The following is a 15,480-nucleotide window of genomic DNA, read 5'->3' on the forward strand; positions in this document are numbered from 1 at the left end:
GTGGGGTGTGGCCCTTGGGGGGCTAGTCGGAGCAGGCGCCCGTGTCGACGGGGACGGAGGCGGTTCGGCCTATGTCGGCGTCGGGGCGGACTTCCTTGGCGGTGAGGGCGTAGCCGGTGGCGGGGCTGTCGAGGGCGGCGGCGAAGATGACGCCGTACACGGTGCCCTTCGGGGAGAGGAGGGGGCCGCCGGAGTTGCCGGGCTCGACCTTGCCGCGGATGGCGTAGATCTCGCGGGTGACCTGGCCCGAGTGGTAGATGTCGGGGCCGTTGGCGTCCTGGCGGGCGCGGATGCGGGCGGCGTCGGCGGTGTAGCCGTGGCCCTTGGGGAAGCCCGCCACGACGGCGTCGTCGCGGGTGCGGGCGGGGCCGTCGAAGCTCAGCGGGCGGGCGTTGAAGCCGGGCACGTGGAGGACGGCGATGTCGCGTTCGGGGTCGTACAGGACGACGCGGGCCTTGCCCTGCTTGCGGCCGTCCCAGGAGATGATGTCGATGCCGCCGTGGACCCCCGCCACCACGTGCGCGTTGGTCATGATGCGCTCGGGGGCGTAGACGAAGCCGGTGCCCTCGATCTTGCGCTGACAGCGCGGCGCGGTGCCCACGATCTTGAAGATGCTGCGCTTGGCGGCCTGCAGCTCGGGGGTGCTGCGGACGTTCTCGTCCGGCGGGGGCACCTCCACCACCGACTCCCCGCCGAGCCCGAGGAACACCCTCGGGAACTCGCCGGTGTCCACGAACTGCTGGAACGAGGAGAACCAGGTCTGCGACTGCTCGGGCATCACGGTGTCGACACCCTCGAGCACCGCGGAGGCGTTCACCTGCGTGCGCAGCCAGTCGATCTTGGCCCCGGACATCAGCATCCCGAAGAACCAGGCCACGACCAGCAGCGACAGCGCGCTGACCAGGGCCCCGCCGACCGCGTCGGCCGCGCGGGCGTTGTCGCCGGTCACGTGGTTGCGCAGGACGGCGCCCAGCGAGGACGCGGCCAACTGGCCCAGGGTCGCCGCCAGCAGGGCGATGATGATCGCCAGCAGCGCCTGCTGCGAGGTGCCGTCGACCACCGCCTCCGCGATCGGGGGCGCCAGCAGCACCCCCACCACCCCACCGCCGACGAAGCCGATGAAGCTCAACAGGCTCACGATGAAGCCCTGCCGGTAGCCCGAGACGGCGAAGAGCCCAACGAGCAGCAGCAGGATCAGGTCAAGAACGTGGTCGCCCAGCACGAATTCACCGTATAGCCCGTGACCGGGATTCACGTCCCCTCACTGAACCAGTTCTGGTACCGCTCCTGTCACCGCAGGGTGGGATACGCGCGACCGGGTCTCGCCCCGGGCGCGTCGGTCCCCCGTCAGTCGCTCGCGGCGAGGGCGAGAACGTCCGGCGGCAGGTCCTCGGTACGGGAGGTGTCCCACGGCCGATCCCAGCCGCCCACTTGGAGCGCGCTGCTCAGCAGCATCGCCGTGAACCCCCACACGAGCATCCCGCGCACCCGGAAGGCAGGGCCGGCGAACCCGGACGGATGCCGGACGTTCAGCCGGTTGGCCGGGTCCGTCAGCTCGTTCATGGGCACCCGGGCGACCGACGCCACCTCACCGGGATGCCCGGGGGCGACCGACGAAGGCTCACGCCACCAAGCGGCCACCGGCGTGATGCGGTAGCCGCTGAACGACAGGAACAGCTCCGGAAGGGTCGCCACGACGTCACAGCCGGTCGGGTCGAGCCCCGTCTCCTCGTACGCCTCCCGCAGCGCCGCCGCCACCGGCCCGTCGTCCTCAGGGTCGATGCGCCCACCGGGGAACGCGGGCTGACCGGCGTGCTTGCTCAACGTGGCGGCCCGCTGGGTGAGGAGCACATCCGGACCGTCGGGCCCCTCGCCGAACAGCAACAGCACCGCGGCCGGGCGCGCCTCGACGGGCGGACGCAGGAACGCGGGCACCGTCATCCGGGGGGCCTCGTCGATGAAGCGATCGAGCCATGGCGGCGGGCTTGGGGGGCTTGTCTCGGAGGGTGTCACCCTTGTCCCAACCCCGCCGAGCCACGCTTCGTTCCCACGCCACCCGTCCCGCCGCCCACGCCGCCGGCACCACCGACCCCCGACCCGCCGACGCCCCCGCCACGAAACGCGCCACCGGCACCGGGCCCGCCGCCGGCACCGCTGACGCCCCCGCCGCGAAACGCGCCACCAGACCCGCCGCCGGCACCGCTTGCGCCGCCGTCACGGAACGCGCCGTCCACGTCGCACATGCCGGACGCGTTCACGAGAACGGGCCGGAGCGGACCAGGGCGGCGGCGGTCTCCGCGTCGGTGGGGCCCTCGCCGTAGGACGGGCACAGCCGGGACAGGGGACACGCGCCGCAGGCGGGGCGGCGGGCATGGCAGATGCGGCGGCCGTGCCAGATCAGGCGGTGCGACAGGACCGTCCACTCCTTGCGCGGGATGAGGTCGCCGATCTCGCGCTCGACCTTGTCCGGGTCGGTCTCCGAGGTCCAGCCGAACCGACGGGACAGCCGCCCGAAGTGGGTGTCGACGGTGATCCCCGGGACGTCGAACGCGTTGCCCAGGACCACGTTGGCGGTCTTGCGGCCCACCCCCGGCAGGGTGACCAGGTCGTCCAGGGTCCGGGGGACCTCACCGTCGAACCTGTCCAGGAGGGCCGCCGAAAGCCCCATGACCGAACGCGTCTTCGCGCGGAAAAACCCCAGCGGCTTCAGGATGCCCTCGACGTCCTCCGGGTCGGCCGCGGCCAGGTCCTCGGGGGTCGGGTACCTGGCGAACAGCGCGGGCGTCGTCAGGTTCACCCGCACGTCCGTGGTCTGCGCCGACAGCACCGTGGCGACCAGGAGCTGGAACGGGTTCGCGAAGTTCAACTCGCAATGCGCGTCCGGGTACGTCTCCGCCAGGATCCGGCTCATCTTCCGCGCCCGCCGTACCAGCGCCAGCCTGCTCTCGGGCTTGCGCCATCGGGCCGCCCGCCGCACCGGAGCCTTTGCCTCCGTGTTCGTCGCCATGCCGCCCACAGTAGGACCCGAACAGACCCTCCGGTGCCCGCCCGCCCATGCCTGGGGCGGCCGGCGCCGGGGCGGGGCGCTCACTTCGTCAGTGCCTCGCGTACGGCGGGGACGACCTCGCCGCCCCAGCGGCCGAGTGAGGCGGGATCCGGCGTTCCGCCTTGGGGTGAGAAGAGCATGAAGCCGGAGGCGCCGTGGTCGCGTACGGCGGTGGTGAGCTCCTCGACCCACTGGTCGGCGGAGCCGCCGATCCAGCGGCCGGCGCGGTCGCGGGTGGCGGGCAGCGGTCGGTCGGTGATGCGGCCGGGCAGGTTGAAGACGGTGCGGATCTCGCCGGGGTCGCGGCCCACGGCGGCCGCCGCCTCGTCGATGACGGGGCGCGACTCCCGGTAGCGTCTGCTGAGCCAGTCGGCCGCGTGGCCGGGGAGCCAGCCGTCGGCCACTCGGCCGGTGGCGGCCAGGGACTTGCGGCCGACCGATCCGGTCCACACGGGCGGGGCGGCCACCGGGGCGGGCTCGATCTCGTCCACCCGGTAGTGGCGGCCGTGGAAGGTGACCGGCGGGCCGCCCCCGGACAGCTTCTTGACCAGGACGATCGCCTCCTCGAAGGCGTCGACGGCTTCGCCGGGCGACAGCGGCGGCACGCCCATGGCGGAGATCAGGTCCCACCGTCCGCCCGCGCCCATGCCGAGGACGACGCGGCCGTCGGAGAGCGCCGATAGCGACGTCACCGTCCGGGCGAGCATGGGCGCGGGACGGGTCGGCAGGTTGGTGACGTTGGCGAAGCCGGCGAGGTTTCGGGTGCCGCCGAGGATGAAACCGAGGGCGGCGTAGGCGTCCAGGCGTTCGCCGATGTAGGGGTGATCCGACAGCGAGAAGAGGTCGAGCCCGTCGCGGTCGGCCTGTCGGGCCATGCTCAGCAGTTCCGGGGCCTCGGTGATGCCGCTGTGGGCGCCGAAGCCGAAGACGGTTTCGTGTTCGGACATGGTCCTTCCTTCCTTCGAAGGGGTCATTCCCTGGGGGCCGGGCCCTTCAGGCGAGGCCGAACAAGGCGGCGAAGCGGCCGGTGAACAGGTCGACGAACGCGTCGCGGGGGTCGATCAGCACGACGTGGGCCTCGGAGTCCAACGCCTTGGCGACCGCCGAACCCCGTGACCGCCACCGATGACGACGACCGTGCGCTCCCTGCCGCACCACTCCCTTGAACGAACGCCTCAGTTCGTTGCACGAACCATATTAGTTCGCACCACGAACTGCAACTCCTCGTCGCGGGAGGGGTCTCAGGTCCTGCGGGTGGCGGGCCCTCCCTCCGGCTCGCGGAAGACGGCCGGGACCTCGTTGTCCCGCAGGACGCGGCCGAGCAGGGCGGCGAGCGTCCCGCGTTCGGCGGCGTCCAGACCGTCCGCCAGCCCTTCGATCCGCCGGCAGGTCTCGGCGTAGAACCCCTCGACGAGCGCGGCGCCCCGCGGAGTGAGCGCGACCCGCACGGCGCGCGTGTCCCGTGGGTCCGCCGCGCGTTGGACCAGGCCGTTCCGTTCCGTACGGTCGACCAGGCCGGTCAGGCTCGACTTGGCCAGCCGCAGCATCGCCCCAAGCTCGCCCATGCCGTACGGCTGCGCCATCAACACGCACAGCAACTGCCCCTGCTGCGCGGTCAGCCCATGCTCACGGGCCGACTCGGCGTACACGGCGTTCACCAGGAACGTGGACCGCACCAAGGCGGTCACGATTCCCATCCGGCCGTCCTCATGCTCGCCCACGCGACCAAGGTAGCATTTCGGAAAAGCGACCATTCGTACAGCGAACTGTACGACGCCCGAGGACCGGGTCTCAGGTCCCGAGCATTCGTCGCGCGTCGCGTGTGGTGTGTCCGTCGACGCGCTCGTCGTGGCGTGCGCGGTGAAGGTGGTCGATGGCACGCCGATCGCCGAGCACGCCGAGGGCGCGGGCGGCGGCGGCCCGTACCCACGGGTCGTCGTCGGCGAGCAGGGCCGAGAGCCGTGGGAGGTCGCCGTGCTCTCCGACGGTCGCCAAAGCGCCGGCGGCGGCGACCCGGATGGCGGGATGCCCGTGCCGGAGCGCGGGATGGACGGCGGACGCTCCGGCGGTCGCCAAGGAGGTGAGCGCGGGCCGGGCCACGTCCGGACGACCCGACGTCGTCCCGACGCCGATCACGGTGCCGGCTTCGGGGACAGGAGGTCCGGTGTCAGGAGCTTCGGCGTGCTGCCGATGACGAGTTGCAGGACAGGCAGCCGGACGTTCTTGCGGTCTCCGGCGGACGAGATGGTGAGGGGGCCGGAGGCGCCGGGGACGCTGGTCGCCGACGTGCTGATCAGGTAGAGCTGGTTGCGGACCTCGGCGGGCAGCGGGAGGCCGCCTTGCTGCGGGTTCTTGACCAGCCGGATCGCGCCGACCGCCAGCAGGACGGAGTCGTGGGCCATGATGCCCCACGCGGAGTTCAGGCGGCCGGGGTGGAAGCCGAGCTGCTGGTAGGACCGGACGAAGTCGGCGTAGTTCTGCTTGAGGTTCTCGCCGTCGTGCCCCGGACGTCCGGGCGGGTCCTCGAGCAGGGACGGCTCGACCAGCGGGGCGTAGATGACCGAGATCGGGTTGTGGGCGCGGGTCAGGTACTCGCCCATCTTGGCGTTGTCGGGGATGTCGAGGGTGAGCCGCACGGCGTCCGACCCGGACAGGATCGTGATCCGCTCGGGATGGCAGGAGCGCTTGGCGAGGTACTCGACGAAGGTGGGCAGGTCACGGGCCCGTCCGGCGTAGAACACCGCGTCCGGCGGCTCGCCGTCCTGGCTGCACAGGTTCTTGACGATGGTGTTGAACTCGTCGCCCGGAGTGGGCCCGAACGGGTACTCGCTGCCGTCGGAGTAGTCGCCCAGGTGCAGCTTGAAGGCGTCGACCAGGGACGTGGTGTAGAGGTCGTCGGGGTCGCCGGAGCTGACCAGCATGATCCTGCGGATGGCGGGCACCGTGCGCAGGTACTGCCGCAGGACCGACACCTGCTCTCCGGTGCGCGGGTTCACCGCGACCAGTCCGCGCACCCGGGTGCTGTTGAGCGTGTCGGCGGTGATCACACTGCCGACCATGGGCATCGAGACCTTGCTCAGCTCATGGGCGGTGTCGAGGGTCTCCTTCTGGCTCAGCCCCAGCCCGGTCACGGCGGCGAGGTGGTCGCCGCCGCCGACCATGCGCTTGAGGGTCGCGACCACCGGCCGCCAGGAGCTCTGGCGGCTGTCGGTGTTGGCGAGCACCAGCCTGACGCGCGGGCGCGAGCCGACGAGGTTCTCCTGGTTGGCCCGGTGCTGGCCGGTGACGGCCCCTTCGAGCATGTGAACGATCCGCGGATCCTCCCCGGTGAGGGGGCCGAGGAAGGCGACCGTCACGTACGTGCCGGGGCCGCCCTGGGTGGCGTGGTCGTTCTCCTTGCGCAGGAGGGGGAGGAGACGCCGGATGGCGGGGCTGCCGAAGTCGTGCGAGTCGGTGACCCCGACGCACTCCTTGCGGCGCTGCATGGTCGTGTCGTTGACGACCACGTCGACCCGAGCGATGCCGGGGGCGCACTCGGCCGCCCTGGGCGGGGTCACGGCGTCATCGCCGCGCAGCGCCCCGACGCCGAGCACCAGGGCGATGACGAGGACCACGGCCGCCGCCGCGGCGATCCACTTCCGGGGCGGGCCGGGTCGGGACGGGGGTCGGGTGGGGGAGAAGACGTTGTCGCCCATGCGCGGTCAGCACCAGCGGGCGGCCAGCCCGGTGTGCCGATCCACCTCCTTCTGCAGGTCGTCGGTGCCGTCGCCGACCAGCGCCATGGCCTCGGCGTAGTTCCAGGAGACGCTCGAGTGCAGGGTCCGGCGGCGGCAGCCGGTGAGCGGGTCGGCGGCCAGCCACAGCCCGGTGACCAGCCGGGCGCAGGCCCGCTCGTCCGGACCCGCCCACCGGCTCAGCCTGATCACCGCGTCGTTGGGCGAGCCGGTGTACCGCTGCCGGTTCGGCGCCCCGGTCACGGCCCACAGCAGCTCCAACCAGTCGCCGGCGGACATCCGGCCCAGCGACGTCTGCAGCTCCTTGCAGACGGTCTTGCGGCCCTCCTCGTCGCCCAGCGCCAACGCGTGGTACAGGACTCCGGGGTCGGCGGGGCCGCCCTCGCGCTCCGCGCAGTCCCGCAGGTACCGGTGCAGGGCCGGCCAGCCGTCGGCCGCCGTGTCGTCGCGGGCGGCGAGCCGGTCCAGCAGCAGACGCCGCAGCGCGGGACGCATCACCAGACCCGGGCCGTGCTCGCCGGGCACCCACAGATCGTGCTCCAACAGCCGGTGGGGATGGTGGGTGAGCAGGTCGTCCACCTCCCCCAGCCGCCGGATCTCCTGGCGGTCGCGCGCCGCGCTGCAGGTCACCAGGTCCTCGACCACGTCGGGCTGGCCGGCCAGGTCGCCGAGCAGCGACTCGATCAACATGTCCCGCACGGAGCGCGACGGCGCGGTGCCGGGCATCGGCCTGTCCAGGATGAGCCGCAGGTCGAGCAGATCGGCCGGGTCCGCGAGGTTGTCCGGGTCGTCGCGCACCTCGACGTCGTGGTCGCCGACGGCGTCCAGCAGCAGCCGGGTGGACCCCGGGTGCCCGCGGGTCAGACCGTGCACGAGCAGGGCGACGTGGTCTCCGTTGAACACCGACAGCCGGAGCGCCGCGACCATCGCCTCGACGTCGTCCTCGACGAGGTCGCGGAGCCGGACCGGATACCACCACCGGCCGTTGCCGGGCCGGTCCTCGAAGCGGCGGAAGAACGCGTCCGGGTCGCCGATCCCGCTCTCCGGGAGGGGCTGGACGTCCACCATGACGTGCCGGGGCAGCTCGCCGTCGCTGGCGGCGACCACGGTGAGGGGGTCGGGCCGCCCGTCCCCCCGCTTGGAGATCAGGTTGCGGGCCTGCACCAACCGCTTGAGGAAGTGCGTGCCCGCGGGCAGCCCGGCGTTGTCGAGCAGGATCACGGCGTTGAGCGAACGGACCGGGTCACGGCGTCCGGACGCCGTGAAGCCGTCCCGCAGATCGGCCATGAACGCGGCCAGCAGCACGCTGTCCACCCAGTGCCGGTCGGCGTCGCCGGCCCGGTTGCCCGCCCGACGGTGCAGCTCGACGAGCCCCTTGATCGGGTCGCGGCCGGGGTCGAGCTGCTCGTACCAGTCCCGGCCCGGCCCGAAGATCACCCGCCGTATCCGTCGTCGGCCGATCAGCCCGCTGAACACCAGCCGGGCGACCTGCCCCCCGATCTCCCCCGGCAGGCCCAGGACGGCCATGACCCCGGCGGCCATCTCGTTCAGGAAATTCATGAGCTTGTCGACGTCGCGGTACGTCTCCAACTGCTCCGGGATGACCCGGTAGGGAACGGCGGGATTGCGATGGTCGATGCCCTCCAGACCCATCACGATCCGGCCGACGATGAAACGCGGGAACGCCAGCGTGCCGTAAGAGCCGCAATGCCGGTTCAGCTCGAAGACCAGCAGTTCGAGGACGTCCTCGATGCCCGCCGTGGGCAGGTGGGCGAAATCCACCCGGGCGTGCGGCACGTTGTTGTCGAGCTTGATGTCCAGATCGTGCAGCAGCGCCGACCTGCCCGCGCCACCGGGCCCCACGAACAGCAGCACGGGCTGCCAGCGGCTGGTGGGGACGCCGTCGACGATCGGCCGCTCCATGAAGTCGCGCACCATCCTGATCGCCGCACGCCGCCCGAAGAGTTCTTCGGCGGCGCCCGAGATGAGTTCACCGGTCGCCATCGCGCACACCTCTCGGTCGTCCGCCGCACCCCCTCTTGACAGCAAGGAATACCGCGCCGAACAAAGCGAGGGAAGCGGTACGGACCAGGTAAAAATACGCGGAACCGATCACCTCTCCGATTCATCACAACAGTGGCGTGATCGTGTGCCACCACCCCCGCGAGGGGTGACCGTTCACCGTGGGCGGTCGACCGCGTTCCGGACACGGCGTCCCAGGCGTTGTGCCGGTGCCTCGATGTACCGCTGGGTCAGCCAGCAGACGGGCACCAGAACGCACAGGAAGCCCACCGCCATCACCCAGTCGTTGCGCCGGGAGCCGTCGAACATCGCCACATGGGCTTCGAGCAGCACGGGGTGCAGCAGATAGAGCGAGTAGCTCAGCACGCCGAGGAGGGTGAGCGCCTTCGGCAGCCGCCGGTGCCGCAGGGCCACGCCCGCCGCGAAGGTGAGCGCGGCCAGCAGCACCGTCACCGCCCATTCCCGCTGGTAGGGCAGCCTGGCCGCAGTGTCCACCGTGTCGGCGACGTGCAGCACGCCGGTGAGCATCGCGCAGCCCAGCACCGCGACCACGGCCACGACGGCCGTCCTTCGGCGGATCTGACCGTGCTCGACCCGATAGACGACGGTCCCCAGGAACATCACCGCGAGCATGGTGATCCCCTCCCAGGGCTTGCTGGTGCCGTTGAAGCCGAACAGCAGAACGGCCAACAGCCCGCCCAGCAGCGCCCCCGCCAGGGCGATCCTCCGACGGCCGCTCATGGCGCCCGCGATCGCGACGATCGCCAGAACGGTGCCCAGCACCGCGACGAGCGTGGTCCCCCCCGCACGCGACAGTCCGTTGGACGGCAGCACCCCGCCGAACGCCACCGCGGCCACCGCCAGCCCCACGGCGATCGGCGCCGACCGGTGGTGCGAACGGAGCGCGAACAGGGCCACGACCAGCAGATAGAACGCCATCTCGAAGGCCAGCGACCACATGACGTAGACGGCGCTGGGGCTGGCGAGCAGGGTCTGCAGCATGGCCAGATGCGCGAACGCCGTGGCCGCCGGATCGGCCCCGTCCAGCATCGAGCGGGTGTGCGGCTGCAGCCCCGCGAGGGCCAGCCCGAGCGCCAATGCGACGACCGCCGCCCACAGCGGATACAGCCGGAACAGGCGACTGATCCAGAAGCCGCGGACGCTGCGGGTCCGTTCCAGGGAGGCGGGAACGATGTAGCCGCTGACGAGGAAGAACACGAAGACGCCCCAGGTCCCCGGAACGAACCAGCCGGAGATCGCCGTGCGGACCTCCGGCAGATAGACATGGGCGAGGTGCTCGAAGACCACCAGCAGGGCCCCGATGCCGCGCAAGGCGTCGAGCCAGGCCAGACGGGCACCTCCGGGACGGTCCCGACGCGGGCCCTCGGAAGCCCCCGGGCCCTCGGAAGCCGTCGGGGCCTCGGGAGCCGTCGGGGCCTCCGCGACGCCGAGCCGAGACCCGCCCGCACTCGACCCCGCCACGGAGCCCTCACCGGGTGAAATCACGGACTCCTTTTTGGGGGGACATGGGGCGTTTTGCCCTCCCATTGTCGGTCAGGTCACCTCAAGCCATGGCCCGTACGGACCATCCCGTCCCTCCGAGCGCCGGCCCGGTCCGGCCACCCGGGGTGGTGTGACCGCGTTGCCCCGGTTGTCCGTACACTGCGCTGACAGGATGGTGGCGACCAGCGAATCGGGGGAGGTCCGGGATTCCGGACCCGCGATGGGCGCCGGGAGACGGCACGGCCGTACCCGGGCCGAACGCAGGGCTGCGTCAGAACGGCGTGACGCCGATCACCGGGCCCGGCTCGCCCCCGCATTCACGTACGCGGTGGGACGTACGTCACACTGTTCATGTAGGTGTTTCGAGGAGGAAGCGTGACCGACCGCGACGTGGACGTTCTGAGCAGGGCCCCGCTCTTCGAGGCGCTCGATGACCAGGGAGCCAAGGCCCTGCGGGCCAATGTGACCGAGGTGCGGCTGGCCCGCGGCCAGACGCTCTTCAACGAGGGCGAGGTGGGGGATCGGCTCTATGTCGTCCTCGAGGGCAAGATCAAGCTGACCCGGACCGCCCCGGACGGACGCGAGAACCTGTTGAGCGTCCTGGGTCCGAGCGAGATGTTCGGCGAGCTGTCGCTGTTCGACCCCCGGCCGCGCACCGCCAGCGCCATCGCGGTGACCGAGTGCCGGTTGGCGGGTCTGGGGCACGACGACCTGCGGCCGTGGCTGACCGGCCACCCCGAGGTGGCGGTGCATCTGCTGCGGGCCCTGGCCCAGCGGCTGCGCAAGACCAACGACGTGATGGCCGACCTGGTCTTCACCGACGTGCCGGGCCGGGTGGCCAAGGCGCTGCTGGACCTGGCCGAGCGCTTCGGCCAGCCGTCCGACGTGGGTCTGCACGTGCACCACGACCTGACGCAGGAGGAGCTGGCCCAGCTCGTCGGAGCCTCCCGGGAGACCGTCAACAAGGCGCTGGCCGACTTCGCCGCCCGCAGTTGGCTGCGGATCGAGGCCCGCGCCGTGGTGATCCTGGACATCGAACGGCTCCGCAAGCGCTCTCGCTGACTTTCCGGGAACGGTCCCTAAACGGCCCCGAGGGGCTCTGCCGGGCCGGTCAGGACGGCAGGCGGCCCTCGTCGCGCAGGTAGTCCAGTTGGGCCTGCACCGACCATTCGGCCGCCGCCCACAGTGAGCGGTCGACGTCGGCGTACACGCGTTCGACCACCTCCCGGGCCGTCCGCGCCCCCGCCTCCACGGCCGCCTCGACCTGCGCCAGGCGTCGGCGGCGATGAGTGAGATACCCGTCCAGGGCGGCGATCGGGTCGTCCAGGGCGGGTCCGTGTCCGGGCAGGATCACCCGCGCCCCCGCATCCTCGGAGAACGCGCGCAGCCTGTCCAGCGAACCCAGGTAGTCCCCCAGCCTCCCCTCCAGCACCGTGCTCCCGTAGCCGAGGACCGTGTCGCCCGTGAGCACCGCTCCATCGGCCGGGAGCCAGAACGTCAGCGAGTCGTGCGTGTGCCCCGGGGTCTCCATCACGTGGACCTCCAGGCCCCCGGTCGTGATGACGTCGCCCTCGACCAGCCCCTCGTCGCCGAGCCGGTGCCGGGGGTCCAGCGCCAGGATCCGCCCCGTCCCGGCCAGCTCGGCGAACCTGCGGGCCCCGGCGGCATGATCGGGATGACCGTGGGTGAGCACCACCAGCCCGACCCGGCGCCCCGACTCGTCGACCTTGCGAACGACGCGCCGCAGGTGCTTGAGGTCCTTGGGGCCGGGGTCGATCACCACGACCTCCTCGGAGCCCGGCTCGGCCAAGACCCAGGTGTTGGTGCCGTCCAACGTCATCGGTGAGGGGTTGGGCGCCAGGACGCAGGTCGCCCGTTCGGTGCCCATGCCGTCGATCTCGTTCATCCGGCCCATCCTCTCCCCCCGAAGCGCGCCGAGATGGCGCAGGGCCGACGTTCCGGCGAGATGCCAGGCCACGGCCTTGAGCGGCCCGGACCGGAACAGCCCGCTAACCCTGCGCGGTGTCATGACCGGTCGCTTCAGGCGGGTGGCCCGGAGCCCTCGCGGGGGGCCGCCCGGCTGAAGTCCGCATCGACGGGGCGCGGGGGGTGTGGGGGGTCGTTCCCCCACCCAAAGGACGTGTGGGCAGCACCAGATAGGCCGCGCCGTCGATGATCTCGGCCCGGGGCTCGTACGCGACGATCTCGCGTTCGGTGGCGAGGACGTCGGCGACCGTGTCGCAGGCGGCCAGCTCGCTCAGCGTCGCCAGGGTCGGCGGCATGACGAACCACTCGCCGCGCATCGCGTGGTCGACGGCGTCGGCGGGACGCACCCAGACGGCCCGGTCGGCCTCGGTGCTGACGTCCCGGGCGCGCTGGCCCTCGGGGATCGCGGCGACGAAGAAGCGCGTGTCGTACCGCTTGGGCTCGACGGCGGGCGTGATCCAGTGCGCCCAAGGCCGCAACAGGTCGCTGCGCAGCACCAGCCCGCGCCGGCCGAGGAACTCCGCGAACGACTGCGACCGGTCCAGCAGCGCCCGCCGGTCGGCCTCCCAGCCGTCGCCCCGCGTGTCGTCCACCACCGCGTCCGGGGCGGGCCCGGCCAGCAGGACGAGGGTCTCCTCGAACGTCTCGCGCACGGCGGCGCACACCAACTCGCGGGCGACCGTCTCCCCCGCCGCGAAGGCCCGCGCCCACTCCCCCGGCGGCGGCCCGGCCCACCCGATGGACGCCTCACCGTCCCGGGGGTCGACCGACCCCCCGGGGAACACGTACGCGCCCGGCGCGAACGCCATCGACGCCACCCGCCGCAGCATGAACACCTGCAGCCCGTGCTCGTCGTGGTCACGGAGCACCGCCACCGTCGCCGCGTCCCGCGCCGGGGCCGCCTCGACCCGCCCGGCCAGCAGGTCCTCGACCCGCCCCCGCAGCTCCTCCGGCAGCCTGATGCCGTGGTCCACGCTCATGGCCGCCCATTCGGACATACCGAACAAGGTTCCGTCAAGCCCACCACCACGGCAACCACCCACGCCCGAACCGCAACCCCCACGTTCGAACCGCAACCACCCGCGTCGAACCGCAACCATCCACGCCCGAACCGCAACCACCCACGTTCGAACCCCAACCCCCACGCCCGAACCCCAACCATCCGCGTTCGAACCCCAACCCGGCGGGGGTGTCGCCCGGTCCTTCAGGCGGACGGCCCGGAGCGCAAGCGGAGGGCCGTTCGGCTGAAGATCTCCAAGACCGGGCGCGGGGGGCGTGGGGGGTCGCCCCCCCACATCACAAACAAGCGACGAGGTCCAGCTCCACGGGGGTGTTCATGGGCAGCGACGTCACGCCGACGGCGGCGCGGGCGTGGCGGCCGGCGTCGCCGAACACGCGGCCCAGCAGGTCGCTGGCGCCGTTGATCACCTGGGGCTGGCCGTAGAAGTCCGGGGCGCTCGCCACGTAGCCGACGACCTTGACGATCCGGGTGACCCGCGACAGCTCGCCGATCTCGGACCTCAGCGCGGCGAGGGCGTTCAGCGCGCACAGCGCCGCCATCTCGGCGGCGCGTTCCGGGGTGACCTCGGCCCCGACCTTGCCGGTGACCGGCAGCTCGCCCTTGACGAACGGGAGCTGCCCGGAGGTGTGGACCAGCGAGCCGACCCGGACCGCCGGGACGTACGAGGCCAGCGGCGGCACGACCTCCGGCAGTTCGAAGCCCAGCTCGGCGATCCGCTCCTCCGGGGTGCTCACTGCAGTTCCCGCTTGAAGTAGGCCACCAGGTTCTCGGGGTTCGGGCCGGGGATGACGGTGACGAGCTCCCACCCGTCCTGGCCCCAGTTGTCGAGAATCTGCTTGGTGGCGTGCACCAGCAGCGGAACGGTCGCGTACTCCCACTTCTTCATGCCGCTCAGCCTAGCGATCGCCTCAGGACGGCCCGTCCAGGTAGTGGAACCCCGGCTTCGGGTGCATGAGGAAGTCGTGGTGGGAGATGTTCCATGCGTAGGCCCCGGCCATGGCGAAGGCGACCACGTCCCCCACGGCGAGGTGGCTGACGCGAATGTCGCGTGCGAAGACGTCCTTGGGCGTGCAGAGCTGGCCCACGAGCGTGACGGGGGCTTCGCCGACCGATGGGCCGTTCCCTCCTTGGGGGAGCACGGTGAACGGCTGGTCGTGGTTCTTGGTGGCGGGGGTGCGGATGTGGTGCGTGCCGCCTTGGAGGACGGCGTACCACTGGCCGTGCGCCTTCTTCACGTCGAGAACGCGCGTCACGTACCAGCCCGCGTAGACGCTCACGGCGCGGCCGGGCTCGATGCGCAGGGTCTCCCCCGGCTGCGCCATGGAGGCGACCTCGCTCCCGTACGTCGCCCAGTCGAAGCGCCGGGACGGGTCCGAGTAGTCCACCGCCATGCCGCCGCCCAGGTTGACCTCGGGCGCGTCCGTGCAGCCGGCCTTGTCCAACCAGGGGCGGGCCCATTGGAGGATCTCCGCCGACTGCCGCAGCATCGCGTCGGCGTCCAGCCCCGAGGCCAGATGGGCGTGGACACCTCGCAGCCTCACCCACGGGGCCCTCGCCAGGATCTCCCGGCACTCCTCGATGGCGTCGGGGTCCATGCCGAACGGACCGGACATCGCGAGCGCGACCCCTCGGCGGTCGCCCGCCAGGTTCACGCGCAGCAGCACGTCGACGTCCGTCCTGAGGTCGGCCAGGCGGGTCAGCTCGTACGGGCTCTCCACGTGGACCCGCTCGGCCTCCCGTACGGCCAAGGCCAGCTCCGCATCGGTCTTCCCTGGGCCGCCGAAGGCCAGCCTCGTCTGCGGGAGGGCCGACCGTACGTGCGCCAGCTCTCCCCCGGAGGCGACCTCGATGCCGTCCACGTACGGCGCGACCGCCGCCAGGATCCGGGCGTCGGGGTTGGCCTTGGCCGCGTAGAGGATCTCCGGCCCTCCCGCGAGCGCCGCCCGGATCCCCGCCGCGTGCTCGCGCAGGGCCCCCAGGTCGTACACGAACGCGGGGAGGTCATCGTTCGCGGCGGGGCCCCCGGCCCACCGCCGCACGGCGTCGGTCATCACGGGACCAAGTCTGACGTCACACCCCGGTGCGCGACCCCGCCCCCGGGCACCCGATCATGTGACGAGCGGCCCGTTCCGGGACGTTCGGAGCGTACGGCGCGGTGTGCCGGAAGA

The 15,480-nt window shown here is 72.0% G+C and carries 16 protein-coding genes; 1 reads left to right on the top strand and 15 read right to left on the bottom strand.

Annotation, left to right across the window (positions count from 1 at the left end; genetic code table 11):
• Positions 1-22: 22 nt before the first annotated feature.
• The 10 genes from DFJ69_RS12510 to DFJ69_RS12555 form a co-directional block, all read right to left on the bottom strand.
• Complete coding sequence (locus tag DFJ69_RS12510) at positions 23-1,222, bottom strand: MarP family serine protease (RefSeq protein WP_425453328.1); 1,200 nt, start codon at positions 1,220-1,222, stop codon at positions 23-25.
• Between the two features lie 125 nt (positions 1,223-1,347).
• Positions 1,348-1,941, bottom strand: coding sequence for an NUDIX hydrolase (locus DFJ69_RS12515; protein ID WP_116022640.1), 594 nt, complete (start codon positions 1,939-1,941; stop codon positions 1,348-1,350).
• Positions 1,942-2,254: 313 nt separating this feature from the next.
• Positions 2,255-3,007 (bottom strand): endonuclease III, encoded by a 753-nt coding sequence (gene nth / locus DFJ69_RS12525; protein ID WP_116026589.1) that lies wholly within the window; start codon positions 3,005-3,007, stop codon positions 2,255-2,257.
• 80 nt (positions 3,008-3,087) lie between these two features.
• Positions 3,088-3,993, bottom strand: coding sequence for an LLM class flavin-dependent oxidoreductase (locus DFJ69_RS12530; RefSeq protein ID WP_116022642.1), 906 nt, complete (start codon positions 3,991-3,993; stop codon positions 3,088-3,090).
• A 46-nt stretch (positions 3,994-4,039) separates the two neighbouring features.
• Positions 4,040-4,201 (bottom strand): hypothetical protein, encoded by a 162-nt coding sequence (locus DFJ69_RS34255; protein ID WP_170177478.1) that lies wholly within the window; start codon positions 4,199-4,201, stop codon positions 4,040-4,042.
• An 86-nt stretch (positions 4,202-4,287) separates the two neighbouring features.
• Entirely contained in the window at positions 4,288-4,767 is a 480-nt protein-coding gene (locus tag DFJ69_RS12535; protein WP_211328603.1) for a MarR family winged helix-turn-helix transcriptional regulator, read from the bottom strand.
• Positions 4,768-4,837: 70 nt separating this feature from the next.
• On the bottom strand, positions 4,838-5,182 hold the full coding sequence (locus tag DFJ69_RS12540; protein WP_116022643.1) for a HEAT repeat domain-containing protein: 345 nt from the start codon (positions 5,180-5,182) through the stop codon (positions 4,838-4,840).
• On the bottom strand, positions 5,179-6,741 hold the full coding sequence (locus DFJ69_RS12545; protein WP_116022644.1) for a type 1 periplasmic-binding domain-containing protein: 1,563 nt from the start codon (positions 6,739-6,741) through the stop codon (positions 5,179-5,181). The genes DFJ69_RS12540 and DFJ69_RS12545 overlap by 4 nt, the downstream gene beginning before the upstream one ends.
• A 6-nt stretch (positions 6,742-6,747) precedes the next feature.
• Complete coding sequence (locus DFJ69_RS12550) at positions 6,748-8,784, bottom strand: hypothetical protein (protein WP_116022645.1); 2,037 nt, start codon at positions 8,782-8,784, stop codon at positions 6,748-6,750.
• 174 nt (positions 8,785-8,958) lie between these two features.
• Positions 8,959-10,308, bottom strand: coding sequence for an acyltransferase family protein (locus DFJ69_RS12555; RefSeq protein ID WP_245974293.1), 1,350 nt, complete (start codon positions 10,306-10,308; stop codon positions 8,959-8,961).
• 372 nt (positions 10,309-10,680) lie between these two features.
• On the opposite strand from DFJ69_RS12555, the gene DFJ69_RS12560 reads away from it, so the two are divergent.
• On the top strand, positions 10,681-11,367 hold the full coding sequence (locus DFJ69_RS12560; protein ID WP_116022647.1) for a Crp/Fnr family transcriptional regulator: 687 nt from the start codon (positions 10,681-10,683) through the stop codon (positions 11,365-11,367).
• Positions 11,368-11,416: 49 nt separating this feature from the next.
• On the opposite strand, the gene DFJ69_RS12565 is transcribed toward DFJ69_RS12560, so the two are convergent.
• From DFJ69_RS12565 to DFJ69_RS12585, 5 genes are all read right to left on the bottom strand, one after another.
• Positions 11,417-12,211: an MBL fold metallo-hydrolase gene (locus DFJ69_RS12565; protein ID WP_245974295.1), complete on the bottom strand. Its 795-nt coding sequence runs from the start codon at positions 12,209-12,211 to the stop codon at positions 11,417-11,419.
• 103 nt (positions 12,212-12,314) lie between these two features.
• On the bottom strand, positions 12,315-13,271 hold the full coding sequence (locus DFJ69_RS12570; protein WP_245974737.1) for an NUDIX hydrolase: 957 nt from the start codon (positions 13,269-13,271) through the stop codon (positions 12,315-12,317).
• A 316-nt stretch (positions 13,272-13,587) separates the two neighbouring features.
• Entirely contained in the window at positions 13,588-14,046 is a 459-nt protein-coding gene (locus DFJ69_RS12575) for a RidA family protein (protein ID WP_116022649.1), read from the bottom strand.
• Positions 14,043-14,198 carry a Sp36 family protein gene (gene sp36, locus DFJ69_RS12580; RefSeq protein WP_116022650.1) on the bottom strand — a complete coding sequence of 52 codons (156 nt, stop codon included), beginning with the start codon at positions 14,196-14,198 and terminating at the stop codon, positions 14,043-14,045. The genes DFJ69_RS12575 and sp36 overlap by 4 nt, the downstream gene beginning before the upstream one ends.
• A 22-nt stretch (positions 14,199-14,220) precedes the next feature.
• A complete protein-coding gene (locus DFJ69_RS12585; RefSeq protein WP_116022651.1) occupies positions 14,221-15,363 on the bottom strand; it encodes an alanine racemase in 1,143 nt (380 codons plus the stop codon).
• Positions 15,364-15,480 lie beyond the last annotated feature (117 nt).

Source organism: Thermomonospora umbrina (assembly GCF_003386555.1).
In the GTDB taxonomy this organism is placed as follows: Bacteria; Actinomycetota; Actinomycetes; order Streptosporangiales; family Streptosporangiaceae; genus Thermomonospora; species Thermomonospora umbrina.